General features: G+C 61.8%; 29 protein-coding genes. 12 read left to right on the forward strand and 17 right to left on the reverse strand.

From position 1 onward, the window contains the following. Window positions 1-148 precede the first annotated feature (148 nt). Window positions 149-1324, forward strand: coding sequence for a homoserine O-acetyltransferase MetX (metX, locus tag CN673_RS07725; RefSeq protein WP_099865699.1), 1176 nt, complete (start codon window positions 149-151; stop codon window positions 1322-1324). After that, the gene (gene metW / locus CN673_RS07730; RefSeq protein ID WP_099865700.1) at window positions 1321-1935 is read left to right on the forward strand and encodes a methionine biosynthesis protein MetW; all 615 of its coding nucleotides are present in this window, start codon (window positions 1321-1323) and stop codon (window positions 1933-1935) included. Before metX ends, metW begins: the two co-directional genes overlap by 4 nt. 9 nt (window positions 1936-1944) lie before the next feature. Here metW and CN673_RS07735 read toward each other — a convergent pair whose 3' ends face one another. Then, a complete protein-coding gene (locus CN673_RS07735) occupies window positions 1945-2727 on the reverse strand; it encodes a class I SAM-dependent methyltransferase (RefSeq protein ID WP_099865701.1) in 783 nt (260 codons plus the stop codon). Window positions 2728-2892: 165 nt separating this feature from the next. Between CN673_RS07735 and CN673_RS07740 the strand changes: the two genes are divergently transcribed. Continuing rightward, window positions 2893-3327: a VOC family protein gene (locus CN673_RS07740; protein WP_157928831.1), complete on the forward strand. Its 435-nt coding sequence runs from the start codon at window positions 2893-2895 to the stop codon at window positions 3325-3327. 75 nt (window positions 3328-3402) lie between these two features. Continuing rightward, entirely contained in the window at window positions 3403-4173 is a 771-nt protein-coding gene (gene gloB / locus CN673_RS07745; RefSeq protein ID WP_099865703.1) for a hydroxyacylglutathione hydrolase, read from the forward strand. 13 nt (window positions 4174-4186) lie between these two features. Here gloB and yddG read toward each other — a convergent pair whose 3' ends face one another. Next, entirely contained in the window at window positions 4187-5068 is an 882-nt protein-coding gene (yddG, locus tag CN673_RS07750; RefSeq protein WP_099865704.1) for an aromatic amino acid exporter YddG, read from the reverse strand. 77 nt (window positions 5069-5145) lie between these two features. Next, complete coding sequence (locus CN673_RS07755) at window positions 5146-5919, reverse strand: DUF3108 domain-containing protein (protein ID WP_157928832.1); 774 nt, start codon at window positions 5917-5919, stop codon at window positions 5146-5148. Between the two features lie 269 nt (window positions 5920-6188). On the opposite strand from CN673_RS07755, the gene rpmB reads away from it, so the two are divergent. Both rpmB and CN673_RS07765 read left to right on the forward strand, forming a co-directional pair. After that, entirely contained in the window at window positions 6189-6485 is a 297-nt protein-coding gene (gene rpmB / locus CN673_RS07760; RefSeq protein WP_099865706.1) for a 50S ribosomal protein L28, read from the forward strand. A 76-nt stretch (window positions 6486-6561) separates the two neighbouring features. Beyond that, complete coding sequence (locus CN673_RS07765; protein WP_099865707.1) at window positions 6562-7209, forward strand: VUT family protein; 648 nt, start codon at window positions 6562-6564, stop codon at window positions 7207-7209. On the opposite strand, the gene CN673_RS07770 is transcribed toward CN673_RS07765, so the two are convergent. The 4 genes from CN673_RS07770 to CN673_RS07785 form a co-directional block, all read right to left on the reverse strand. After that, on the reverse strand, window positions 7193-8197 hold the full coding sequence (locus CN673_RS07770) for an esterase-like activity of phytase family protein (protein WP_099866086.1): 1005 nt from the start codon (window positions 8195-8197) through the stop codon (window positions 7193-7195). The two genes, CN673_RS07765 and CN673_RS07770, sit on opposite strands and share 17 nt — an antisense overlap. A gap of 1 nt (window position 8198) precedes the next feature. Further along, window positions 8199-10109, reverse strand: a complete 1911-nt coding sequence (cobT, locus tag CN673_RS07775; protein WP_099865708.1) for a cobaltochelatase subunit CobT — start codon at window positions 10107-10109, stop codon at window positions 8199-8201. 10 nt (window positions 10110-10119) lie between these two features. After that, window positions 10120-11115 carry a cobaltochelatase subunit CobS gene (cobS, locus tag CN673_RS07780; protein WP_099866087.1) on the reverse strand — a complete coding sequence of 332 codons (996 nt, stop codon included), beginning with the start codon at window positions 11113-11115 and terminating at the stop codon, window positions 10120-10122. Window positions 11116-11188: 73 nt separating this feature from the next. Continuing rightward, window positions 11189-11815: a J domain-containing protein gene (locus CN673_RS07785; protein WP_370853016.1), complete on the reverse strand. Its 627-nt coding sequence runs from the start codon at window positions 11813-11815 to the stop codon at window positions 11189-11191. Window positions 11816-11979: 164 nt separating this feature from the next. On the opposite strand from CN673_RS07785, the gene CN673_RS07790 reads away from it, so the two are divergent. Next, entirely contained in the window at window positions 11980-12261 is a 282-nt protein-coding gene (locus CN673_RS07790; RefSeq protein ID WP_099866089.1) for a BolA family protein, read from the forward strand. A 24-nt stretch (window positions 12262-12285) separates the two neighbouring features. Here CN673_RS07790 and CN673_RS07795 read toward each other — a convergent pair whose 3' ends face one another. The 3 genes from CN673_RS07795 to CN673_RS07805 are packed head-to-tail and all read right to left on the reverse strand — an operon-like array spanning window position 12286 to window position 15304. Further along, entirely contained in the window at window positions 12286-13593 is a 1308-nt protein-coding gene (locus CN673_RS07795) for an HlyC/CorC family transporter (protein WP_099865709.1), read from the reverse strand. Beyond that, window positions 13590-14729: a 3-dehydroquinate synthase gene (gene aroB, locus CN673_RS07800; protein ID WP_099865710.1), complete on the reverse strand. Its 1140-nt coding sequence runs from the start codon at window positions 14727-14729 to the stop codon at window positions 13590-13592. Before aroB ends, CN673_RS07795 begins: the two co-directional genes overlap by 4 nt. Then, window positions 14726-15304, reverse strand: coding sequence for a shikimate kinase (locus CN673_RS07805; RefSeq protein WP_099865711.1), 579 nt, complete (start codon window positions 15302-15304; stop codon window positions 14726-14728). Before CN673_RS07805 ends, aroB begins: the two co-directional genes overlap by 4 nt. 167 nt (window positions 15305-15471) lie before the next feature. Between CN673_RS07805 and CN673_RS07810 the strand changes: the two genes are divergently transcribed. From CN673_RS07810 to CN673_RS07820, 3 genes are all read left to right on the forward strand, one after another. Continuing rightward, window positions 15472-15639 carry a histidine kinase gene (locus tag CN673_RS07810; RefSeq protein WP_099866090.1) on the forward strand — a complete coding sequence of 56 codons (168 nt, stop codon included), beginning with the start codon at window positions 15472-15474 and terminating at the stop codon, window positions 15637-15639. 20 nt (window positions 15640-15659) lie between these two features. Then, window positions 15660-16616 carry a site-specific tyrosine recombinase XerD gene (locus CN673_RS07815; protein ID WP_099865712.1) on the forward strand — a complete coding sequence of 319 codons (957 nt, stop codon included), beginning with the start codon at window positions 15660-15662 and terminating at the stop codon, window positions 16614-16616. 100 nt (window positions 16617-16716) lie between these two features. After that, entirely contained in the window at window positions 16717-17670 is a 954-nt protein-coding gene (locus CN673_RS07820) for an acetyl-CoA carboxylase carboxyltransferase subunit alpha (protein WP_099865713.1), read from the forward strand. An 83-nt stretch (window positions 17671-17753) separates the two neighbouring features. Here CN673_RS07820 and soxB read toward each other — a convergent pair whose 3' ends face one another. The 7 genes from soxB to CN673_RS07855 all read right to left on the reverse strand — a co-directional run bounded on the left by soxB (window position 17754) and on the right by CN673_RS07855 (window position 23256). Further along, window positions 17754-19445 carry a thiosulfohydrolase SoxB gene (soxB, locus tag CN673_RS07825; RefSeq protein WP_099865714.1) on the reverse strand — a complete coding sequence of 564 codons (1692 nt, stop codon included), beginning with the start codon at window positions 19443-19445 and terminating at the stop codon, window positions 17754-17756. Window positions 19446-19561: 116 nt separating this feature from the next. After that, window positions 19562-20374, reverse strand: coding sequence for a sulfur oxidation c-type cytochrome SoxA (gene soxA / locus CN673_RS07830; protein ID WP_099866091.1), 813 nt, complete (start codon window positions 20372-20374; stop codon window positions 19562-19564). A gap of 113 nt (window positions 20375-20487) precedes the next feature. Further along, window positions 20488-20811: a thiosulfate oxidation carrier complex protein SoxZ gene (gene soxZ, locus CN673_RS07835; protein WP_099865715.1), complete on the reverse strand. Its 324-nt coding sequence runs from the start codon at window positions 20809-20811 to the stop codon at window positions 20488-20490. A gap of 27 nt (window positions 20812-20838) precedes the next feature. Continuing rightward, window positions 20839-21294: a thiosulfate oxidation carrier protein SoxY gene (gene soxY, locus CN673_RS07840; protein ID WP_099866092.1), complete on the reverse strand. Its 456-nt coding sequence runs from the start codon at window positions 21292-21294 to the stop codon at window positions 20839-20841. Window positions 21295-21308: 14 nt separating this feature from the next. Beyond that, window positions 21309-21788, reverse strand: coding sequence for a sulfur oxidation c-type cytochrome SoxX (gene soxX / locus CN673_RS07845; RefSeq protein ID WP_099865716.1), 480 nt, complete (start codon window positions 21786-21788; stop codon window positions 21309-21311). A 137-nt stretch (window positions 21789-21925) separates the two neighbouring features. After that, on the reverse strand, window positions 21926-22510 hold the full coding sequence (locus CN673_RS07850; protein ID WP_099866093.1) for a thioredoxin family protein: 585 nt from the start codon (window positions 22508-22510) through the stop codon (window positions 21926-21928). An 11-nt stretch (window positions 22511-22521) separates the two neighbouring features. Beyond that, complete coding sequence (locus tag CN673_RS07855; RefSeq protein ID WP_099866094.1) at window positions 22522-23256, reverse strand: cytochrome c biogenesis CcdA family protein; 735 nt, start codon at window positions 23254-23256, stop codon at window positions 22522-22524. Window positions 23257-23360: 104 nt separating this feature from the next. On the opposite strand from CN673_RS07855, the gene CN673_RS07860 reads away from it, so the two are divergent. Both CN673_RS07860 and CN673_RS07865 read left to right on the forward strand, forming a co-directional pair. Next, complete coding sequence (locus CN673_RS07860) at window positions 23361-23777, forward strand: thioredoxin fold domain-containing protein (RefSeq protein ID WP_245409828.1); 417 nt, start codon at window positions 23361-23363, stop codon at window positions 23775-23777. Between the two features lie 42 nt (window positions 23778-23819). Further along, window positions 23820-24896 (forward strand): YeeE/YedE family protein, encoded by a 1077-nt coding sequence (locus tag CN673_RS07865; RefSeq protein WP_099865717.1) that lies wholly within the window; start codon window positions 23820-23822, stop codon window positions 24894-24896. Window positions 24897-24905 lie beyond the last annotated feature (9 nt).

Consider the following 24905-nt stretch of genomic DNA (forward strand, 5'->3'; position numbering starts at 1 on the left):
TGCCGGTGAAGTTGGGCTACCACCGACCGCCCGCTCGCCAACGCTTGATCCTTCGCAGCGACATCGGCCTTGAGGGATTGACAGCGCCGATCACGCGACCATACCTCTCGGCTCCGCTTCAGCGGCGGACGCGAAGGATCGAAAGCAGATGAAAAGCAGCGCCAATACGGTGGTCAATGCCGGTTCGGAGGCGGTAACGCCCTCGAGCGAGGTTGCGCGCTTTGACGAGACGCAGCCTTTGCAACTGGACGCGGGAGTCGAACTGGCTCCTTTCCAGATCGCCTACTGCACCTACGGCACGCTGAACGCCGACAAGTCGAACGCGATTCTCATTTGTCACGCGCTGACGGGCGATCAATATTGCGCGAGCACGCATCCCGTGACGGGCAAGCCCGGCTGGTGGGAGGTCCTCATCGGTCCCGGAAAGCCGATCGACACGGACAGGTATTTCGTCATCTGCTCCAACGTTATCGGTGGCTGTCTCGGGACGACCGGGCCGGCCTCGCCCAATCCCGCCACGGGCCAGCCTTTCGCGCTCGACCTTTCCGTCGTGACCATAAGGGATATGGTCCGGGCGCAGGCGATGCTCGTCGACCGGTTCGGCATCGATCAGCTCTTTTCCGTGATCGGCGGATCGATGGGCGGCATGCAGGTGCTGCAATGGGCCTCAAGCTATCCCGAACGCGTCTTCACGGCAGTGCCGATCGCGACCGGCGCCCGGCACACCTCGCAGAACATCGCCTTTCATGAAGTCGGGCGTCAGGCCATCATCGCCGATCCGGACTGGCGGCAGGGCCGCTATCTGGAGAAGGGGACGCGCCCATCCAAGGGGCTTGCCGTTGCGCGCATGGCCGCCCACGTCACCTATCTCTCGGAAGCCGCGCTGCACCGCAAGTTCGGTCGCAATCTGCAGGACCGCGATGTTCCCTCGTTCGGCTTCGACGCCGACTTCCAGATCGAGAGCTACCTGCGACACCAGGGAATGAGTTTCGTCGATCGCTTCGATGCGAATTCCTATCTCTACATGACGCGGGCGATGGACTATTTCGACCTGGCCGCCGATCATGACGGGCAACTGGCCGAGGCATTTCGCGGTACACGCACCCGGTTCTGCCTTGTCTCCTTCACTTCCGACTGGCTGTTTCCCACCGGCGAGAACCGCGCCATCGTCCATGCGCTCAACGCGACAGGCGCATCCGTCTCCTTCGTCGAGATCGAGACCGACAAGGGCCATGACGCCTTCCTGCTCGACGAACCCGAGATGTATGCCACGATCAGCGGCTTCCTGATGTCGGCCGCGAAGGCACGGGGGCTTGCCAGATGAGCGTCAACAGCACGCAGCGTGTCGATTTCCAAGTGATCGCCGATCTGGTGGCAGAAGGCGCGCGCGTCCTCGACATCGGTTCGGGCGACGGCTCCTTGCTCGAACTTCTTGCAGCCGAGCGCGGCATCGACGGGCGTGGCATAGAATTGTCGCAGCAGGGGGTGAACGAGTGTGTGGCCCGTGGTCTTTCCGTCATCCAGGGCGATGCGGACCACGACCTCGTCTATTATCCCGACGAGAGCTTCGACTACGTCATTCTGTCCCAGACTATCCAGGCGACCCACAATCCCAAGATCGTACTGAAGGAACTCCTCAGGATCGGACGCTATGCCATCGTCTCCTTCCCGAATTTCGGGCACTGGCGCGTCAGGCTCTCGCTGCTTTTCGGCGGGCAGATGCCGGTGACGAAGGACCTGCCCTATTCGTGGTACGATACGCCCAACATCCATTTCTGTACGCTGCAGGACTTCGTCCGGCTGACCGAAGAGGTCGGAGCCAAGATCGAGCGGGCAGAAGCACTGGATGCCTCCGGCCAGAAAATCGCCGTTTCCCTGCCCTGGTCACTTTGGAACCTTTTTGGCCAACAGGCCGTCTTCCTGCTGAGACGCTGATCGCTTGTCTTACGGCTCGCCGATGCGCCTGGCCTTTGCGGCGCGTTGGCGCGGCAATGCACGCCCGGCCCGCACGCCTTGCGGCGCCAGAACCGGTACGAAGACGCGGCGCGAAGCGCGCGCCGTGACAGGCAGACCCTGATAGAGTCTTTTCTGCGCCTCGATGACGATCACACCCGAGAAAACCGGCCAGAGCCTGCGCCCGAGCCGCTCAATCGCCATCCTCATCCGCATCATCGACTTGCGCCTCGAGGGCGGGAAGAAAAGCGCCTCGGAGACCGGACCGGGCGTGAAGTTTGTTTCCCGCAACAGCCGCGTGACCTGGCCGCGCGAATAGGGCCTCCCGGCTCCGAAGGGCGTGTTGTCGAAACGGGCCCACAGGCCGCGACGGTTGGGCACCACGATGACCAGCCGCCCGTTGGGCGCCAGCACCCGCCACATCTCCTTCAACGTCTCTTGTGGATTTTCCGCAAATTCCAGCGAATGAACCATCAGGATGCGGTCCAGCGATGCATCGGGCAGCGGCAGTTCCTCATCAAAGACCAGAGCAGTGGCGGACGGCTCACCGATCGGCCAGTTCACCGCCCCCTGCCCCGCAGCCATGAATGCCAATGTGCGCTCGGTATCGGCACGAAACCGATCAAGATAAGGCAGGGCATAGCCAAGGCCCAACAATCGCTCATTGCCGACGGAAACCCACATGCCGGTTAGGGCCATGGCAATGGCCTGCGATGCCGCAAGGCCGAGCGGCGAGTGATAAAACTGGCGTAAATCAACGATGTCGACGCTCATTTCGGGACCGTAGCAGCGCGGCAGCGGACATCAAGCGATTTGCGACTGCGTCGAACTGCCCCGCCCTGCCCCAGGCTTGCCACGCCAGCGGCCCGATATGGGCCAATTGTCGGAGCACTCTGAAGATCAGGGACGACCATGTTTGCCCGATGGAGGCACCCAGCCATGATGAAACCCATCCTGATCGTCGAGCACGGCGAGGAACCCGCAGCCGCCCGCTTCTACGAACGCGCCTTCGGCGCGTCGATCGTCGAGATCCACCGGCTGCGCGATGGTACGCCGTTTTCCTACCAGATGCGCATCGGGGAACAGGTCTTCGGTGTATCCGGCGCCAATCCACGCCGGCAGGCCGATGAAGTACCGACCGGACCCAAGTCGCCAGAATTTCTCGGTGCCTCCACCTGCCTCATGACGCTCGCCGTCGGCGATGTCGGTGCTATCGTCGACAAGGCCGAAACAGCTGGCGCGACCGTTCGCGTGCGTCCGACAATCGCCGTCCATGGCGGGCTGGCCAGCAGCATCGTCGACCCCTTCGGACATCTTTGGAATGTCTATGAGGCCGCCGAAATGCGACACCATGAGAATCAGGCTGCGGCGTAAGGCGCGTCATGCATCCCTCTTGAACCCGGCCGGCGGATAAGCACATTGGGCCGACTGGGAAAAAGAGGAGAGCTGATGGCACCCCTTCAAATAGAACTGTTCATGTGCCGGACCGACAATTTCGGCGTTCTGATGCACGACCCCGAAACCGGGGAGACGGCGTCGATCGACGCGCCGGAAGAAGAGCCGATCCGCATCGCGCTCAACGACAAGGGCTGGCCGCTCACACACATCCTGACGACCCACCGTCACGGCGACCACATCGAAGGCAATGTCAATCTGAAGCAACGCTTCGGCGCCACCATCATCGGCCCGCAGTCGGAAGCGGACCGCATTCCCGGTATCGACCGGACCGTAAAGGATGGAGACCGGTTCACATTCGCCGGACGTCCCGTCGACGTCATCGCGACGCCGGGTCATACGATGGGCCACGTCTGCTATCATCTGCCGCAAGACAAGCTGCTCTTTTCCGCCGACACCTTGTTTGCACTTGGTTGCGGTCGCGTTTTCGAAGGAACGGCTGACGATATGTGGACGTCGCTGCAAAGGCTCATCGCCTTGCCGGACGATACGACCGTCTATTTCGGCCATGAATATACGCTGGCCAATGCTCGGTTTGCGGTCACCGTCGATCCGGACAACCAACAGTTGGCTGATCGGCTTGCCGAGATCGAGACGCTAAGAGCGGATGGACGGCCCACGGCTCCGACCACGCTCGGTATCGAGAAGGCGACCAACCCCTTTTTGCGGCCCGGCGACGCGGGGATTCGCAAAACGCTGGGCATGCAGGATGCGAGCGACGTGGATGTCTTCGCCGAAATCCGCGGCCGCAAGGACCGCTTCTAGCGCTCTTCGTGGGCTACATGGAGCCGTTCCGCCGATCGGCGAAGATGAGGTTCTTGGCGGCGAGGGCAGCGCCGCCTGTGATGAGCAGACATGCTATGGCGATACGCCAGGAAGGCTCGCCATAGCCAAAAAGGATGAGGATCACCGTGGACAGGAGCGGCGCTGCGTAGCTCGATGCGCCGAGAACCTGGATGTCGCCATTCTTCACGCCATAGTCCCACACGTAGAAGGCGCCACCGACCGGCCCCAGTCCGAGGCCGAGCACTGCTAGCCATTCCATCGGTCCTGCTGGCCAAACGGTCTGTTCCAGCAGTACGTGACACAGCAGCGAAAGAAGGGCGGCGGCCAGGCAAAAGCCGGTGACCGCATCCGTCGGAACGCTGCCGAAGCGCCGCGACAGCAGAGAATAAGCGGCCCAGGTGAATGCGCAGAGAAGTGCCATCGAGTAGCCAAAGCCGTAGGCACTGTCGAAGCTCATCCCTCCACGCGCGATGATCAGCGCCGTTCCCAAAAGCCCCGCGAGCACACCCGCGACATGATTCCATACCAGTTTTTCGCCAGGCAGAAGCGCGGAACCAACAACGATCAGCAGCGGCCAGAGGTAGGCGATCAACCCCGCCTCGACAGCCGGAGCATTTCTGAGCGCGGTGAAGTACAGGAAGTGATAGCCGAACAGCCCGCCGACGCCGACGAGCCAGACTGGCAAGGGCTGACGCAGAGCGACGCGCCGTTCGGGGTGGCGCATCAGAAAGACAACGCCGATGGCCCCTCCGACGAGGAAGCACATCGCGGCCAGTTGAAATGGTGGGACGGTTCCCGACGCAGCCGTGAAGAGCGCGAGGAACGACCACATGAGGATGGCGGTGAAGCCGATTGCCGTGGCCCTGATTTCCATCTTGCCCCTTCGCAGCAACTATTCCACGTCGTCAACGACGGGTCTGTGCGAGGGTTAGCGAGCCGCGACTCTCATCGTCAAGAACCGAAATGCGTTGCGGTGATCGTCACCGGACCCAGCTTAGTGGGCACCCGCGCGTAGACAGGGGCATAGACGTCCGCCGCCTCGTTCTTGGCAAACCAGACCTCAACGCTGGTCTGACGCACGAACGCGACCGAACTGTGCTTGGCGTGATAACCGGATTTGGGCTCAGCGCGTGCGCTGCAGACGATCGCTTCGCCTTCGAAACCTTGCGTGGAGAAAGGCTGCCGCCCGGCTTCGGTCAGGACCACGTCGAACCGTGTCTCGCCGTCGAAGATCGGCAACGTCCTGTTGCACACGTCAGCGCCGCCGGGGGCCATGAGCCCTCCGATCGGATCGATGACAGACTGAAGATCGGCCTGCTCGACGGGAATCCAATCTTCGCGCGTACGTTTCTTTTCCGGCGTCAACTTTGCCGACACGACGGTCCCGTTATCGAACGCGACAGCCATCTGCTGCGACTTGCGGCCCGAGTTGTAGGCGACGACATAGCTCGACGCCTGCAACCTGTCGTCCGTCTTCACCCCGGTCACGCTGGTCGACCCGCTCGTGCGGCCGACGATATTGCCGACGCCGGCGGAATTCATCTCGCCCGCTATAGAGAAGCGTTCGCCGTCGAAGATCGTGCTGAATGTGGCCTCGGCGACCGGCAACCCGATAAAGGATATCCGGTAGTCGGCTCGATGTATCGTCTGCTGGGCGCCCGCCGCAACGACCGTGACGCCGTAAAGGACAAGTGCGGCAGCGATTCCGCCGAATGCATGGCGCATCATCGATCTCCTCAACCGTGCTCCAACCGCCCACACCATAGGTCGATCAATGCGACCTTTTTTGGGGATCGCCTCTTGCGCTGTCGGCGCGAACGCGGCAACACTCCCGCCGATGAAGGAAACAGGCGGTCTCGGCTTGACTGGAACGGTCATGCTGACTATAGAACCGCGACTTTCCGATAACGGGCGGCGACATGCGGCCGGAGCGATGGCCCCGGCGACCTTGTCGTTCAGAGCCCTGACGATATGCGAAGAACGAAGGTGTACCCATGTCCCGCAGTTGCGAATTGACCGGCAAGGCCGTCCAGTCGGGCAACAATGTCAGCCATGCCAACAATAAGACCCGCCGCCGGTTCCTGCCGAACCTGTGCAGCGTGACGCTGATTTCCGAAGCTCTGGGCCAGAGCTATCGCCTCCGCGTTTCGGCAGCCGCACTGCGCACGGTCGAGCATCGCGGTGGTCTTGATGCGTTTCTGGCGAAGGCAAAGGATGGCGAGCTCTCCATGCGCGCACGCCTCCTTAAGCGCCAGATCGCCAAGAAGGTTGGCGAGCAGGCAGCCGCCTGATCTGACGCGTCCATCCGGGCGCGTGTTTCGCACGCGCTCCACATCTGCAACTGGTGGCATCACCCAGGATAAAAAAATGCAAGGCATACGGTCTTACGCGCCCTTCGTCGCCGCAATGGCGATTGTGGTCATCGCTTCAAACTATCTGGTTCAGTTCCCGATCCATGCGACGATCGCCGGATTCAATCTGGCCGATCTGTTCACCTGGGGCGCATTCGCCTATCCGATCGCATTTCTCGTCACGGACCTTACCAACCGACGCTTCGGCGCGCGGGTGGCGCGAGGCGTCGTCGTTGTCGGCTTCCTGATTGCCGTCACCCTGTCCTTCCTGCTGGCGAGCCCGCGAATCGCGATCGCATCGGGATCGGCCTTCCTGATCGCGCAACTCCTGGACGTCTCGATCTTCGATCGACTTCGCCATCAGCGCTGGTGGAAAGCGCCGCTGATCTCGAGCGTTGTCGGCTCGCTCGTCGACACGGCCATCTTCTTCTCGATGGCATTCGCAGCCAGCTTTACCTTCCTTGGCGCAAATGACGATTTTGCCATTTCGCTGGCACCGCTCCTTGGCATGGCCGCTCTGGAGGCACCCCGCTGGGTTTCCTGGGCGCTCGGCGACCTCGGCGTCAAGCTGGCGGTCGGCACCGTGATGCTGATCCCTTACGGCGTACTGATCACCGTAGTGAAGCCGAAGGCGTCGGTCGACGGCTTCACTCAGCGAGCCTGAATTCCAGCAGCAGGCTGCGCTGCAGGATCGAGTGGTTGTCGTCGGATACGAGAATGAGCGACACGTCCCCGTCCGGCCCTTCGACGACGTCCAGCCCCTCCATATTGTCGATCTGAAAGCCGAAATCGGCTTCCAGAACGATTTCACCGTCAACCGTGGCATCGGGACGGATCGCATCGGCCTCGATCCGTCGAATCCGCATGCCGATGCCATCGGCAATGTTGAACCGGCGCTCCAGCAGCAACAGGTCCCCATCGGGCAGGAATGCACCGTCCGTGACGTCGAATGGCGGATCCCGGCGGACGAAGAAGACGCCAGCACGCGGGCCGTCCAAGACTGCGCCGTAGATATTGCCCGCAGTGTTCAAGCTGCGCTCGCTGATGATGATCAGCGCACCACCCAGGGGCCCTTCCGGCGGTGCGAGCGCCACCGTTTCCAGTCCCCGATTGTTGCGGAACTCCTCGATCGGGATGCGCAGGGGCAGACTTTCTACGGCAGCCCCATAGGAAAACGCTTGGCGCTCGTAGCGATCGACGCGATGCTCCCGCTCGAAGCCCACGAACAGATCCGTTTCGCTCACGGCGAGGCTTTCGGCATCGACCAGCCATTTGCGGTCTTCTTCACTGCCGGTCGCATCGCGCATCACGGTCACGCGAAAATCGCCGATCGCCGCCATGCGTCCGCCATCGTCGCGCTCGATGCGGCCTGAAAACCATTTTCCGGTGTCCATGACGCCAATGAAGTGCTGGCGATCGCTGTCCATGCGGATCGACGACATGCCGCCGAGATGCCTGCTCGACGATGTCAGTTCCAGGCCACCGACAAACTTGAACGAGCCGAAACGCGTCTCGTCCGAGCCGACTTCGAAATGTTCGATGACGCGGGCATTGATCGGAATTTCACCGGACGTGTCCTGCCCGATGGCAGAGGACGAAAGAAGCAGCGCAACAAGCAGCGGCGCGCCGGCCGCCAGATGCCGGACCGGCACCTCAGCCTGCCATGCGCATGCCGCGCACCATTCGCCCACCGGGCGTCCAGGCCTCTTCCTCGAACAAGGAGGCGAGCTGTTCGGTCATCGCGCCCGCCAGTTCCTCGGCATCGATGATCGTCACGGCACGGCGATAGTAACGGGTCACGTCATGCCCGATGCCGATTGCCAGGAGTTCTACCGGGGAGCGGGTCTCGATCTCCTCGATCACGGCGCGCAGGTGCCGTTCGAGGTAGTTGCCGGGGTTGACGGACAAGGTGGAATCATCGACCGGCGCGCCATCTGAAATCATCATCAGGATACGGCGCTGTTCCGGCCTTGCCAGAAGACGGTTGTGCGCCCAGATCAGCGCCTCACCGTCGATGTTCTCCTTCAGCAGGCCCTCGCGCATCATCAGGCCGAGATTGCGACGGGCACGCCGCCAAGGTGCATCGGCCGATTTGTAGACGATGTGACGCAGATCGTTGAGCCTGCCCGGATTGGCCGGCTTGCCGTCGACCAGCCATTTCTCCCGCGCCTGGCCGCCCTTCCAGGCCTTGGTGGTGAAGCCGAGTATCTCCACCTTGACGCCGCAACGCTCCAGGGTACGAGCAAGAATGTCTGCGCAGGTGGCCGCGACGGTGATCGGCCGACCCCGCATCGAACCCGAATTGTCGATAAGCAGCGTCACGACCGTATCGCGGAAATTCGTGTCGCGTTCCATCTTGTAGGAAAGCGGCTGCATCGGATCCATGATCAGGCGCGAAAGGCGAGCCGGATCGAGATAGCCTTCTTCCAGGTCGAAGTCCCAGGCCCTGTTCTGCTGTGCCATCAGGCGGCGCTGCAAACGGTTGGCCAAGCGCCCGACCACGCCTTGCAGATGAGCCAGTTGTTTGTCGAGGAAGGCACGCAAGCGGTCGAGTTCGGCTTCGTCGCACAGATCGGTGGAGGCAACTTCCTCATCGAAGGCCTCGGTGAAGACCCGATAGTCCACCTTTTCGTTGATATCGGACAGCGGGATATTGGGGCGCCGCGTTTCGCCGGGCGTTTCGGCCTCGTCGTCCATGTCGTCGTCCATCTCCTCGTCGGAGACTTCTGCGCCATCCATCTCACCCGCCTCGGATTGCTCCTCGGCGGAATCGTTTTCCTCCGCCGGCGCCGAATCCGAGCCGGCCTGCTCGTCGGCACCTTGCTCGTTTTCTTCGTTGGAGCGGGGCTGATCGTCCTCGTCGCTGTCCTGCTCGTCGCTCTGTTGGTCCTCGTCCTCGCCGTAATCCTCGGCCATCTCCATGGAGGCGAGGATATGGCGCATGGTGCGGGCGAAGGCCTGCTGATCATCCACCGAACCGACCAGATCTTCCAGATCGCCGGCGGCCTTCTCCTCGATCCAGTCACGCCAGAGATCAACGACCCGACCTGCAGAGACGGGCGCCTTGCGCCCCGTCAGCCGCTCGCGCACCAGCAATGCGACGGCTTCCTCCAGCGGAGCGTCTTCCTGGCGCAGAATGCCCTTGTAGTTGGCCTTGGCATATTTATCCGAGAGCATCGAGGCGAGATTGTCGCCGACGCCCGACATTCGGCGGGTTCCGATAGCCTCAACGCGCGCCTGCTCGACGGCATCATAAACCGCGCGCGCCTCCGTGCCCGCAGGCGCCATCGTCGAATGGACGCGGGCATCGTGACAGGCCTTTCGCAAGGCCATGGAGTCGCCGATGCCGCGTGTTACGGCCAGATCGTGCCGGCTGGGTCGCTTCGGCAGGTCAGGCAGGCGTGCCCGCTCGCCAGCGAGACCAGGCTTATCGTTGGCGAAGACGACCTCGAGTTCGTGATCCGCCGCGATCGAACGGATGCAGCCGGTCAACGCCCGCTTGAACGGCTCTGTATCCACCGGCCCGCCCGGCTTGCCTCGCAGATTGTCGCCTCGCCCGGCCATCGTGCGCTCGTCAGCTCGCCGCGTCGAGCACGATGTTCGCGGCGCTTTCCTTCAGCTCTTCACCGAAGGCGCGCTGATATTGCTCGGCAACCAGTGTCCGCTCCAACTCGTCGCACTTGTTCAGGAAGGTGACGCGGAATGCAAAAGCGATGTCTCCGAAGATCTCTGCGTTCTCCGCCCAGGTGATCACCGTGCGCGGGCTCATCACCGTCGAAAGATCGCCGTTCATGAATGCTGCGCGCGTCATGTCGGCCAGGCGCACCATGCGCGAGATCGTGTCACGGCCGTCCTCCGTATCGAAGCTCTTGACCTTGGCTATGACGATGTTGACCTCATTGTCGTGCGGCAGGTAGTTGAGCGTCGTGACGATGGACCACCGGTCCATCTGTGCCTGGTTGATCTGCTGCGTGCCGTGGTAGAGACCGGTCGTGTCGCCAAGCCCTACCGTGTTGGCCGTCGCGAACAGCCGGAAGGCCGGATGCGGCCTGATGACGCGGCTTTGGTCGAGCAGCGTCAGTCGGCCCGACGATTCAAGCACACGCTGAATAACGAACATGACGTCCGGGCGGCCGGCATCGTATTCGTCGAAGCACAGCGCGACATTGTGCTGGTAAGCCCATGGCAGGATGCCGTCCTTGAATTCGGTGACCTGCATCCCGTCCTTGACGACGATGGCATCCTTGCCGACGAGATCGATGCGGCTGACGTGGCTGTCGAGATTGACGCGAACGCACGGCCAGTTGAGGCGCGCGGCGACCTGCTCGATATGGGTCGACTTGCCGGTCCCGTGATAGCCCGAAACCATGACGCGACGATTGTGGGCGAAGCCGGCGAGGATCGCGAGCGTCGTATCCCGGTCAAAAAGGTAATCCGGATCGAAATCCGGGACATAGGCGTCGCCTGCCGAATAGGCGGGCACCTTCATGTCACTGTCTATGCCGAAGGTTTCGCGGACCGAAACGGTCGTGTCCGGCAAATTCGAAATGTCGAGATCGATCTTGTTCATCATGCCTTCCGCGAGACGCGGTTTCTCTTGATCTGGGACTTGGGCTCTCAGCTGGCGAGGCTTGCAGGATCGCTTAGCAGAAACCGGACTGCTTTAACAATTGATAGGCCTGCACAACAGCGCGAAAACGCTCCTCGGAGGAACGGTCGCCGCCATTGGCATCCGGGTGGTGCTTCTTGACCAGCAGCTTGTAGCGCGCCTTGATGTCGGCCGCGTCCGCCCCTCCGTCGAGGCCGAGCGTCTCGAAGGCCTTTGCTTCCAGCGATTTCAGCTTGCGCTGCGGTGGACCGCCGCGCTGGCGCCGTGCACGGCTTTCGTTGAAGAAGCCGAAAGGGTCGCGCATTCTGGCTGCGGACGCCGCGCTGCCCGAGCGCGCCTGATTGTGTGCCGGGCCGTGGCGCGCGGCTTTGTTGACACCGACGGTCCAGGTTGGCCGATGGCCCGTCAGCGCCTCCTTCTGATAGCGCGCGATCTCTCCATCCGACAGACCGGAGAAATAATTGTATCCCTTGTTGTACTGACGCACATGGTCGACGCAAAAAAGGAAATACTCACCTTCCGCATCGCGGCCCACGGGCGCACGGTGCGTGCCCTTGGCATCGCACCCGTCCCACTGACACACGGGCGTCGACGGCTCGGCGCGCGCACGGCTCTTGCCACGCGTGCGGATGCCGTCAAAATATTTCGAATCCAGCTTCATCTCCCGTATTATGGAGTGCGCCCCGAGCGCGAACAAGGATTGACAATGCGCAAGGTTGCTCTCTATCGCAGCGAAACAGGTTCGCCGTTTCGTGGCATGGATCGCGCGCGCCATCGAGCTTCGCAGGAAAGCTGCGCCTCACCATCTCGAAAATGGACCTTGCCATGACCATAGCAGCGACGATCGACCGCAAGCTTCGCGATGCCTTCGCACCCGAACGCATCGAGGTGATCAACGAGAGCCATCTTCACGCGGGCCATAAACCGGAGTTCAATGGCAGCGGCGAAACCCATTTTCGCATCCGCATCGTGTCCGGCAGCTTCGCCGGGATGTCGCGCATCGCGCGTCACCGTGCACTCAATGAGTTGCTTCGGCCGGAAATCGAGGCGGGGGTTCACGCGCTGGCTCTGGAGCCGGCAGCGCCGGGCGAGCCGACCCGCTGGTAGGCAGTCGCTGCCGCATTTCCTTGTCTATCGACCCAATTCTCCCTCTTCCAGGGGCTTTATCCTGAGCCGGGTGATGCGGTTCTTTTCCCGTTTCATCACGATGAATCGCTTGCCGTGGAAGGTGAACGCCTGACGCTCATTGGGGATCGTCTGCGATTCGTGGATGACGAGACCTGCGATCGTTGTGGCCTCTTCATCCGGAAGGCTCCAGTCGAGGGCCCTGTTGAGGTCGCGGATCGGCACCTGACCGTCGACAACCACCGAACCGTCCGCCTCGGTGCGCACGCCTTGCATGTCGATATCGTGCTCGTCGGAGATGTCGCCAACGATCTCCTCCAGAATGTCCTCCAGCGTCACAAGACCTTCCAGCTCGCCGTATTCGTCGACAACGATGGCAAAGTGCGCCTTGCGCCGCAGAAACGCGTTGAGCTGATCCTTGAGATTCGTCGTATCGGGGACGAACCACGGCTTCTGCGCTATCTTGGAGATATCGATGCGGCCGGGATCGTTGCCGACATCGGCGAGCGCGCGCAGCAGATCCTTGGCATGGACGATGCCGATGATGTTGTCGGTTTCTCCACGCCATACGGGCATGCGCGTGTGCGGGCTGTCCAGGATCGTCCTCACCACAGCTTCCGGAGGGTCGTCGGCGCTGACCATGCGCATCGACGTGCGATGCACCATGATGTCCGAGACTTCCAGCTCGTCGAGATCGAGCACACCGCCCAGCCGATCGCGATCGGCTTTGACCACAGAGCCTTCCCGGTGCAGCAGGTCGACGGCGCCTCGAAGTTCCTCGTGCGCCGTCAGCATCGAGCTTTCGGCTGACAGGGTGACGCCGAAAAGCGCCAGAATGCGGCGCACGATCCAATTGACCGCTGTCGACAGCGGTCCTGCGACACGCACGAAAATATTGACCGGAGCCGAAACCGTCAGCGCGAACCGATCGGGCGTCGAGATCGCCCAGCTTTTGGGCAGAACTTCGGCAAAGATAACGAGCAGCACGGTCATGGCGATCGTTGCGACCGCCACGCCGGAATCACCGAATATCCCGAGGAGCAGGCTCGTTGCCAGCGACGAGGCGAGGATGTTGACCAGATTGTTTCCGATCAACAATGCGCCGATCAGTCGATCGCGTCTATCGATCAGACGGGCAACCACGCCGGCACGCGGATCACCGTTCGCCTCGAGCGTGTGCATGCGCGAGCGCGACGCGGCCGTCAGCGCCGTTTCCGAGCCGGAGAAGAAAGCAGACGTTCCGATCAGCACCAGGATCGCGAGCCCGGTGAGCCAATACTCCGACAGAATGGACATGAAACCATCGATGGTCATCGGGATTGCTTATCCTTTAGGAAGGCCAGAACTTCGGATGGCGGTACGTCGTCAGCAATGAATGCCTCGCCGACGCCACGCGTCAGAATGAAGGTGAGTTTGCCGCGCTTGACTTTCTTGTCCTGTCCCATCAGGTCCAGCAACGTTTCGGCGGGGGGCAACCCGCCTGGAATCTCGTCCAGCCGCGTCGGCAGTCCGACCGCCTCAAAATGTGCGGCGACGCGGTGGGCGTCATCCGGGCTTGCAAGGTTCATACGTGCGGAGAATTCATGCGCCAGCACCATGCCGATGGCGACGCCCTCGCCATGGACCAGACGCGCGCCATCATAGCCGGTCGCCGCCTCCAGTGCATGCCCGAAGGTATGGCCCAGGTTCAACAGCGCGCGCGCGCCGGCCTCGTGCTCATCGGCCGCAACAACATCGGCCTTGGCCTGGCAACTCGCCGCGATCGCCTCCACCCTTCCCGCGCCGCCGGTGAAGACGTCACGCCAGTTTGATTCCAGCCAGGCGAAAAACTCTGGCTTGTCGATCAGACCGTATTTCGCGACCTCGGCGTAGCCGGCACGAAATTCCCGGTCCGACAGCGTATCGAGCACTGCCGTATCGGCGATGACCAGATGCGGCTGATGGAAGACGCCAACCAGATTCTTGCCCTGCGGCATGTTGATGCCTGTCTTTCCGCCGACGGAACTGTCGACCTGCGCAAGCAGCGAGGTAGGGATCTGGACGAAGCGCATGCCGCGGCGCACGATACCGGCCGCAAAGCCCGCCAAATCACCGATCACGCCTCCCCCCAGCGCGATCACCACGTCGGCGCGTTCGAGCCGCGCATCGAGCAGTGTCCCCGTCACCTCGACCAGCCGATCGAAGCTCTTGGTCTTTTCACCGGCGGGAACGACGATATCGCAGGCCTTGATGCCCGCGGCTTCGAGTGCCTGATGCAGGGTTGCCAGATGGTGGGCGGCGACGGTCTCGTCGGTGACGATCGCAGCCCGAACGCCAGGCAGCCGCGCGCCGATCAGTTCTCCCGCCCGGGCAATCAGCCCCGGCCCGATATGAATGTCGTAGGAACGCGTGCCGAGCGCGACACGAACCGTTCTTGCACCGTCTCCGGTGCGGCCTTCGATGGATGTCATTGGCAGCCTCGGCCGGCGATGGCCGCCAGCGTTTCCTCCACGATGGTTTCCTTGCGCACGGCGCGCGAACGCACCGTGATGTCGGCTTCGGCGTAAATGGGGTACCGCGCCGTCATCAGCGTCTGCAACGTGCCTCTCGGATCGGGCGTCTTCAGCAGCGGCCGGTTGTCGCGTTTGCTGACGCGCTCCCACAGCACTTCGAGATCGGCCTCCAGCCACACCGACAGAGCGCGTTCCTTGATGAGTGTACGGCTTTCGCCGTTGACGAAGGCGCCGCCGCCTGTGGACAGAACGCGTGGGCCGGTTTTCAAAAGACGGCGGATTACCCGCGCCTCAAGCGAACGGAATTCTGTTTCGCCGTATGTTTCGAAGAGTTCTGCAATGGTCATGCGTGACACACGCTCGATTTCGGCATCGGAATCAATGAACGGAATCTGAAGCGCGCTTGCGGTCATCCGGCCGATCACCGACTTGCCCGCGCCCATCAATCCGACGAAAACGAGGTTGCGTGTGCCGATCGCTTCGCGCGCCTGGCGACATAGATCAGGCAAGCTAAGGGCGGCGGCCGTCGACATGGAAGCTCGGCTTTCTCATCATGGTCTTTCCTATCGCGAAATCGGCCGATAGGGTCAAGCAGCAGCGGCATCGCACTGTCTTCCATGCAGTTGCGCAACTTGCACTCGTTCTGCCCCTCGCTCATAAAGGGAATCAGCAGCGCGCCTCGAACCGGCCGGAAGAATTGATGCCGTCTCTCATCCGTTTTCTCGTTTTCTGTGGCATCGTGGCCGGGCTTGTCTACGGTGCCATGTTCGCGCTGATCATGTTCGTCGAGCCGAAACCGCGGGAAATCACGGTGCGCATCCCGACGGAGCGGGTCAACCCCGAGCCCGGGAGCCGTGTCGCCAACTGACGTGACATCGGATCGAAGCGATGCGTGATCTCAGCGCCGCCCACATAGAAGCCTTCCTGGAAATGCTGAGCGTGGAACGCGGCGCGGCGGTCAACACCTTGTCCTCCTATGGCCGGGATCTCGATGATGCGCTGTCTTTCCAGCGCGAGCACGGACGAAGCCTGACCGAGGCGGGCGTTTCCGATCTGAAGGCTTATCTCGCCGACGTCGCCGGCCGTGGTCTTGCTCCAGCCTCGCAAGCCCGGCGCCTGTCAGCGCTTCGGCAGTTCTTTCGGTTTCTTTATGGGGAAGGTCTGCGCGCCGACGATCCGACGGCAACACTCGATTCGCCGCGCAAGGCACAAGCGCTGCCGAAGACACTGTCCATCGCCGAGGTCGACCGCCTCATCGCGCAGGCTGAACGGGAGGCTGGCGAGGACGAACTATCACGCTTCGAGCAGCAGCGGCGCTTGCGGCTCCTGGCCTTGCTGGAACTGCTCTACGCCACGGGCATGCGCGTCAGCGAACTCGTCAGCCTGCCGGCCGACGTCCTCTCGCAGGATGGGGTTTTCCTGATGATCCGCGGCAAGGGCAACAAGGAGCGGCTCGTTCCGCTTTCGAGCCGATCGCGCGACGCGATGACCGCTTTCCGCGCGCTCGATCCCGAGGGGGAAGAGGATCAGCGAAAATGGTTATTCCCGGCAGATTCGGCTTCCGGGCATCTGGCGCGGCAGGTCTTCGCGCGGGATTTGAAGGCGCTCGCGATGCGGGCCGGACTGCCTGCCGCCGCCGTCTCGCCGCACATTCTGCGGCATGCCTTCGCCAGCCATCTGTTGGCCAATGGAGCCGATTTGCGCATCGTGCAGGAGCTTCTTGGCCATGCCGACATCGCAACGACCCAGATCTACACGCACGTCCTCGAAGAGCGGCTGCACCGCCTTGTGAGTGAGCACCACCCTCTTGCAAAACAGGCCAAAAAGCCCGAAGAGAACCGATAGAACGGGACAGGCCTCATAACGGCCATGTCGGGCGCATGGCCGCCTTGTCGCCATCATTTCAGGCTTCTTCTCATCCTTTCCACGTTGATCCAAAGGCCTCATGCATAATTATCTCGATTTCGAAAAGCCGCTCTCCGACCTCGAAGGCAAGATCCACGAGCTGAAGAAGCTTGGCGAGGAAGACGAGAGCGTCGACACGCACGAGGAGATCGCCAGGCTGGAAGCGCGTGCGAGAGACGCGATGGCGGACATCTACGCCAAGCTGACGCCCTGGCAGAAGACTCAAGTGGCACGCCATGCGGCACGGCCGCATTTTCTCGATTACGCCCGCGAGCTCTTCACCGAGTTTACGCCGTTGGCGGGCGACCGCAATTTCGGCGAGGACGAGGCCATCCAGGCCGGCTTTGCCCGCTTCGAAGGTGCGCCCATCGCGTTGATCGGCCAGGAAAAGGGGCACGACACAAAGTCGCGCATCCGGCACAATTTCGGAAGCGCGAAGCCCGAGGGTTATCGCAAGGCGATCCGCATCATGGAGATGGCGAACCGGTTTCACCTGCCGATCGTCACGCTCATCGATACAGCCGGGGCCTATCCAGGTGTCGGCGCTGAAGAGCGCGGCCAGGCGGAAGCCATCGCCCGGTCGACCGAGATGTGCCTCAAGGTCAAGGTGCCGATCGTCTCGGTGATCATCGGCGAGGGCGGCTCTGGTGGCGCGATAGCGATCGCGACGGGGGACCGCGTCTACATGCTCGAACACGCGATCTACAGCGTCATTTCGCCGGAAGGCGCGGCGTCAATCCTTTGGCGGGATTCGGCGAAGGCGAAGGAGGCCGCCACGAGCATGAAGATCACCGCCGATGACCTGAAAGGGCTCGGTATCATTGACGGGATCATCAAGGAGCCCGTGGGCGGCGCACACCGCGATGCAGCTGCCGCAATCGCGCAGACGGGCAAGACGATCGCAAAGGCGCTCGCCGACCTTACCACCAAGGACGGCCCGACGCTGCTGAAGGAGCGGCGTGAAAAATATCTGGCGATCGGCCGGCACCACTAGGTGCTTCAACCTTGCACGGAAGCGGATGGACACGGTTCAGGCTTCCGGCCCGCGCAGCAATCGCACGGCGCCGGAACGCCTGATCACGGGCGGACGATCACCGTCTCGTTTTCGCTGATCGCGACATCGGGATTGCGGCTCAGATAGCTCTCGACCACTTCCCAGATCGGCGGGCCCTCGGTCCCTTCGTTGACTGAAGCCCAGCCTGCAACGGCATATTCCCGCTCCGGCTCGATCGGATCGCCACTGGCCAAGTGGGTCATATCCGAAATACGCGATCCCATCGGCGCCGTCACATCGATCGTGTAGCCCATCCCGCCGACGCGGACCATGTCGCCGCCCTGCTGGTAGTAGGGGTCGGGATTGAAGAGATTGTCCGCGACATCCTCGAGAATGTCTTTCAGCATCTGGCCGCTCATCGGCTGGCGATATGCGCTCGGATAGCTCATGGCGCAGGCCGAGTGCAGGTCCTCGACCGTTATCGACTGCCCGGGCAGCAAGGAATTTCCCCACCGGAACCCCGGAGACAGCGAAATCTCCGCATCGCGTTCGCTGATCAGCGCCTGACAGAAGAGATCATCGAACGTGCCATTGAAGTTTCCACGCCGATAGAGAAGCGAATCCGTCGTCCCAAGCTCGCGGGCCAATTCCTCTTCATAGGGCGCGCGGACCTTGTCGACGAGGGCCGCCATATCCGCGTTGGGGGTGATGACGTCGGAGAAGACCGGAATCAGACGATAGCGATAATCGCGGACCTCACCGCCGGCGACGTCAAGATCGAGACGGCTGAGGAACTTGCCGGCGCAACCGGACGCGACGACCAGCGTCTTGCCGACGATGACAGGCTCTGGCAAGGCGTCGTGCGTATGGCCGGTCAAGATGACGTCGATCCCTTCGACGCGGCTCGCCAGCTTTCGGTCGACATCGAAGCCGTTGTGGGAAAGCAGAACGACAAGTTGCGCCCCCTCGGCGCGCGCTGCGTCCACGTTGGCGGCGATTTCTTCCTCCCGGATACCGAACGACCACTCGGGAAACATCCAGCGGGGATTGGCGATGGGCGTATAGGGAAAGGCCTGTCCGATGACGGCGATCTGCACTCCGCCCTTTTCGAACATGCGGTAGGCCTCGAAAGCCGGCTCGTCCCACTCGGCATCGAAAATGTTGCTTCCGAGGAAGGGAAAGGGCAGCCCGTCGATGATCTCCTGGACCCGCTCCGTGCCGAGCGTGAACTCCCAGTGACCGGTCATCGCATCCGGCTGAAGCGCGTTCATGAGTTCCACCATGTCGGCGGCTTTCGTCTTCTCTGCCGTGTAGGAGCCCTGCCAGGTGTCGCCGCCATCGAGAAGCAGCATGTTGTCACCCCGTTCGGCGCGCACACGCTTGATGATCGTCGCGATACGGTCGAGACCACCCATGCGGCCATAGCTCTCGGCAAGCGCAGCGAAATCGACATAGGTCATCGCATAGGCCTCGGGCGTACCGGCCTCAATGCCATATAGCTTGAGGAAGTCCTTGCCGGTGACGTGCGGCGGCAGTCCCTGGACCTCGCCGACTCCGATGTTGATCGAAGGCTCGCGAAAATAGAGCGGCTTCGTTTGAGCATGAATGTCGGTAATGTGCATCAGCGTCACATTTCCAAAATTCTCGAAACCGAGGAGATCGTCTTCGGTCAGTCGCTGCTGGGCGGCGGCGCGCGACCAGTTCCCCGCCAGCCCGGAGCCGGCAAGCGCGGAAAGCGCGACGGTGGCTGTCAGGAACTCGCGGCGATTGAACATGGACTAACCTCCAAGCACGGACTATCGGGCGGCCGGGATTGCCCCGCGGCCACACTGCTTCTCAACGATCGTTCTGAACCATGATGGTGCGGCACACATGATGCCGCACACAGATGCTACTGGCGGACAGCCGGGGTTTCGACCGAAAGCCCCTCGCCGCGCCAGGTCACATAGACTTCGAGCGCCATCAGCTCATCGGAAAACGCATCGGGGAATTCTGCGCGCGTGTCGCGAATGCAGCCGCGGAAACGGTTGTGCAGAGACACCATGTTCGCCTGCTTGAGCCGGTAGGTCGGGAAGCCGTTGGCGTTGCCCTGGCTCAAATGGTCGGCGCGGATATACTGGCCGTTATAGCCCTCGTGGCAGGTCGCGCATGCCAGATCGAGCTGACCGGTGCGGGTGTAGTAAAGATCTTCACCTCGGTCCCACCAGCTTTGCATCTCGCCAGCTTCCAGATCGATGTCCACGGGCTCACCCAGCGACTGGTGTTTGATGAACGTCGTGAGGGCCTTCTGCTGCGGCGCATCGAACTTGTAGGGCTCTGCCCCCATGTTCTGTTCGCGGCAGGCGTTGATCTGCAGTTCGATGTTGAAAGGCTTGCCTGCTTCCTCGTTCCACTTCGGATAGGAGGCGCCGACGCCAGCCATGCTTTCGGCGGCATCGTCGTGACAGGAAGCGCAGGACTTGCCCTGCGAGCCCTCGACCGTATTCCAGATTTCTTCGCCTTCCTCCACGTAGAGCATGCCTGGATTGGCGAAGCTGTCGGCTTCGAGTGCGCGGGTTTCTTCCGTGCGATAGTGCCACCCCGAGATGACTTCATCGAACGGGTGATCCTCGGCAGCCTCCACCCGTGTCTGCATTTCGATCTCGCCGTCAATGACAAGCTCTTCGTCCGCCGGCTCGGCAAAGACGAGCGACGTTGCTCCCATTGCCAGCGCCAAGGCGGCGGCAGCCAAGATACCTGGTGTTCTCACGCGAATTCCCTCCCCGGACATTAACGGACGGGCAAGGCCCGTCCGCGATCCATGTTGCCCCTTCGACGTCAGCTGACTTCGATCTGCTCTTCGGTCTCGTAGACCGAGCCGTCATCGTCAACCCAGGTGAACTTGAACGTACCGCTCTCATTCACCTTGGCCTTGAACTCCATATAGGGGTTCGCCGAAACGGCCGGCTGAATATCACAAGCGAACACGACCTGGCCGTTGAACTCGCAGGTGAAGGAATTGATGATCTGGCGCGGGATGGTGTTGCCATCGGCATCCTTGCGCTGCCCCGACTCCATCTGGTGCGAGATCAGGGTCTTGATGTCGATGACGTCACCTGCCGAAGCGGTCTTCGGCACACGAACGCGTGGTCTTGATGCCATTTGTGTGTCTCCTTGTCCGGTCTGTCCTCAGCCGCCGCAGCCGCCGATGGTGACCTTGACTTCCTTGGTATCCATGAAAACGGAGCCATCGTTCATCTTGGCGACGGCAATCACGTTCTGCGAACTGGCAAGGCGAATCCGGGTGGTCGCGTCCGCGCTTCCGCTCATCGGCGAAAACTTGAAGGTCGCGACGTGCGCTTCCGGGTTGCCTTCGGCGAAGAGTGAAACCTCTTCCACGTAGGATTCTTCCGTCATATCGCTCTCGACGGACACCGAAATCGGAACGGTGTTGCCGTTCTCGGCGATTTCCGGCGCATCGAGCGTGATCCGGCCGGTTTCTGGCTTTGCACCCCCGGTAAACGCGTCGATCGCTTCCTGGGTCGCTTCCGGCGTGGCGCGGGCCGGCGAAATCCTGAAGCCAGTCGCCACGAAGGCGGCCGCGCCTGCCGTTGCCGCCATCATCTGGCGTCTGTTCATCTTCATGTGCATTCTCCTGATTACTGCTCTTCCTTGAGGGTCGAGAGATATGCGACGACGTCCTCGACCTCTTGCGCGGTCAGGATCGTCTTTCCTTTGAGATCTTCGCGGACATTGATGCCGACGTCCAAGCTATAGAATGCCGGCATGATCGTCTGATCGCCAAAAATTTTCTTCGCATCCGATACGATGGCGCGCAATTGTTCCGGCTGCCAGCGATCGCCGACACCATCGATGGATGGGCCGACATTGCCCTGGAAGTCCGCTTCCGGCATTTCCGAGTTGACGTGGCATGCCACACAATTGCCGCGCGACCGATCGGCGAATATCTCGCGGCCACTGGCCACGGCGCCATCCTCACCCGTCAACGATGCCTCGATGGCATACTCGGAATAGTCGAGTTCGTCGGGAGCGGTCTGGGCGCCTGCGGCGCCCGTCCAAAGGATACCCGCCGCCACTGCGACCACAACGGAAAAAGGACGGTTCAGCCCTTCGATCATCACAACTCTCCTCCCCGTGCCCCGGGCGCCCAATCTATTCGGACCGCCCGATCGTTCTGGACGTTAAAGCAGCTTCGCCTGCATGACAATACAAATATGAATTTTTGAATATGTCGGATATTTTCGAACATCCGCACTCATTCCTCGCCCTCCAGACGCCCTTCTGCGCGCATCTCGTTTATGATCCGTGCATGATAGGTCTGGAAATGCTCGTCGCTCTCATACCCCTTTTCATTGACCCAGCGAAACATATTGAGGAACGTCCACTTGCCGAAGGCGCCTGGCATCGTCGCCACGGCCGCCTGTGAGACGCTGTCCTCTGAAACGTCATCCGGTAGGAAGACGATCGTGGGCGTAAAAACGTAGCCCCATTTGCGGGCCGCCGTGCGCTCCGTCAATACCTCTCCGTCAAGATCGGTGACTTCCTCGTCACCGAACATGTTGAACTGCACGACCATGAAGTTTTCCCGGATGTAATCGGCGACTTCAGGATCGGAAAGCAGGGTCTCGTGCATCTCGCGGCAATAGATGCAGCCGCGCTGCTCGAAGACATAGGCCAAACGTTTGCCGGCCGCATTCGCCTCCTCGATGTCTTCAGCGACATCGCGAAACGTCAGCGAGAACCAGGGCTGCTTGTGCAGCCCATCATCGCCGATTTCCACGGCATGCACCGGCACAACGATGGTCAGGAAAGTCAGAGCGAGAGCAAAGAGACGCGTCATGAGGTCCACTCCTATCCTATGGTGGAAAAGATGGGAAACGTGTTCAGAAGCCAGAACGCGATATTCGCCATCTGGCCCGTCGCAAACAGAACTCCGGTGATCACGAGCAGCACGCCCATCGCGATCTCGACCTTGCGCATGTGGCGGCGCATGCGGGCCGCCGCCGACAGGAACCGACTGGCGAAGAGCGCGGCCACGACGAAAGGAATGCCGATCCCGAGAGAGTAGGCGAAGAGAAGTGCCGCGCCTCGCGCGATCGTATCCTCCGACCCCGCGATGAACAGGATGGCAGCGAGGACCGGGCCGACGCAGGGCGTCCAGCCGAATGCGAAGGCAAGTCCCATCAGATAGGCGCCGACAGGGCCGGCCGGCTTTCGCGCAACCTGCACCCTGGCCTCACGATACAAAAGACCGATCCGGAAGACCCCGATGAAGTGCAGACCCATCACGATGATGACGATGCCGGCGACCAGCGAAAGCGTGTCGAAATAGCGGGCCATCGACTGGCCGATGACGCTGGCCGTGGCGCCAAGGGCAACGAAGACCGTGGTAAAGCCCAGCACGAAGGCAATTGCGGCCCAAACGATGCGGCGCGAAGCTTCGCGTCCCAGATCGTCCTGACGCAGCTGGTCGAAGCTCATTCCGGCAAGGTATGCCAGATAGGGGGGAACGATTGGCAAGACGCAGGGCGAAACGAACGAAAGCAAACCTGCCAGCAATGCGCCACCGATCGTTACGTCCAGCATGATCTCTCCCCAACCGGCGTTTCGCATGCTGCGAACAGCAACGATCACGCTGGAAGATATTCGAATTTTTCTATATGTTGCAAACAAATTTGCGGAGTTTTGCGATGTCCTGGCCGAAAACAGCCTCAAAGTCACGCACGGCAGGACTTGTTCTGGCGGTCGTCGGCCATGTCGCGCTGGGGCTTCCGGTATCGGCGGCCGAGCTTGTCATGCTCGAACAGCCCGGATGCCCGTGGTGCGCGCGGTTCAACGAGGAGATCGCCCCGGGCTATTCAAAGAGCGAGGAAGGCGAGCAAGCGCCGTTGCGACGTGTGGATATCACCGAGCCCATCCCGCAGGACCTGCAGCATCTGACGATCGAACGCTTCACGCCCACCTTCATATTGATGGATGATGGACGGGAGATCGACAGGCTGCGCGGATATCCGGGCGATGAATTCTTCTACGCGTTGATTGGCGAGATGCTGGAGGCACTTCCGCCGCAGATCGAAGAGGCATCGGACGTGCGCTCAAACGAATAAAGGCAGAGCGAGGAGCATTGCTTTTGCCGGTGGGGAGGACAGATGGATTCATTCCTTTGGTTGCCGCTTGCCGGGCTGGCCGCGGGTCTGCTGCTCGGCTACACGGCACGTCGAGCGCATTTCTGCACGCTGTCAGCACTGGAGCGGCATTGGTATGCCGGCGACAGCCGCGGGCTTAGAACATGGGTCCTGTCGGCCGCGCTGGCCATCGTCTTCACACAGTCGCTCGCGTCCGCCGGCGCGGTGGACCTATCGCAATCCTTCTATCTGTCCCCGAGCTTCGGCTGGCTCGGCGCGATTGCCGGAGGGCTCATGTTCGGCCTCGGCATGTCGCTGGTCGGCACCTGCGGCTTCGGCGCACTCATCCGCCTTGGCGGCGGTTCGCTGCGCGGCCTGATTGTGCTCATCGTCATCGCGCTGACGGGACTGGTGACGCAGAGGGGCGTCATCGCACCGCTGCGCCAGATCATGGAAAGCACTGCCACGATCGACTTCACTCGCGCCGGAAGCCAGTCGATCGGAGCGATAGCGACCGCGGCGACTGGGATCGAACTCGGTGCTGCGGCAAGTATCCTCACCGTGCTGGCTCTTGTTCTATGGGTGTTTACCGATGCGGATTACCGGGTTCATCGATCCGGGATCGCGGCAGCCGTGGCCATCGCCCTCGCCATCGCGTTCGGGTGGCTCGCCACATCCATCGCTGCCGATCACAGCTTCTATCCTGTCCAGGTCGAATCCGCATCGTTCGTCACGCCCGTTGCCGATTTGGTGATGCTCTTCGGCATCCATACCGGCGGAGGCTTCCCAGACTATGGCGTCGGTGTCGTCTTCGGCACGGTTCTCGGCGCAGCCTTTGCGGCTTGGCGCAGCAACGACATGCGCTGGGAAGCCTGCGACGACGCGCGCGAGCTTGGTCGCCACCTTGGCGGCGCTGCATTGATGGGGATTGGCGGCGTCTTTGCCCTCGGCTGCACGATCGGGCAAGGAATCTCGGCCATGTCGACCCTGGCGGTCTCGGCCCCGATCGTCATGGTGTCGATCGGAGCCGGCGCACGTCTCGGCCTTGCCCATCTGATTGAGGGATCAGCCCTGGCAGCCTTCGGGCGGCCAGCGGGCTGAAGTGTCCTT

This window comes from Neopararhizobium haloflavum (assembly GCF_002750855.1).
In the GTDB taxonomy this organism is placed as follows: domain Bacteria; phylum Pseudomonadota; class Alphaproteobacteria; order Rhizobiales; family Rhizobiaceae; genus Georhizobium; species Georhizobium haloflavum.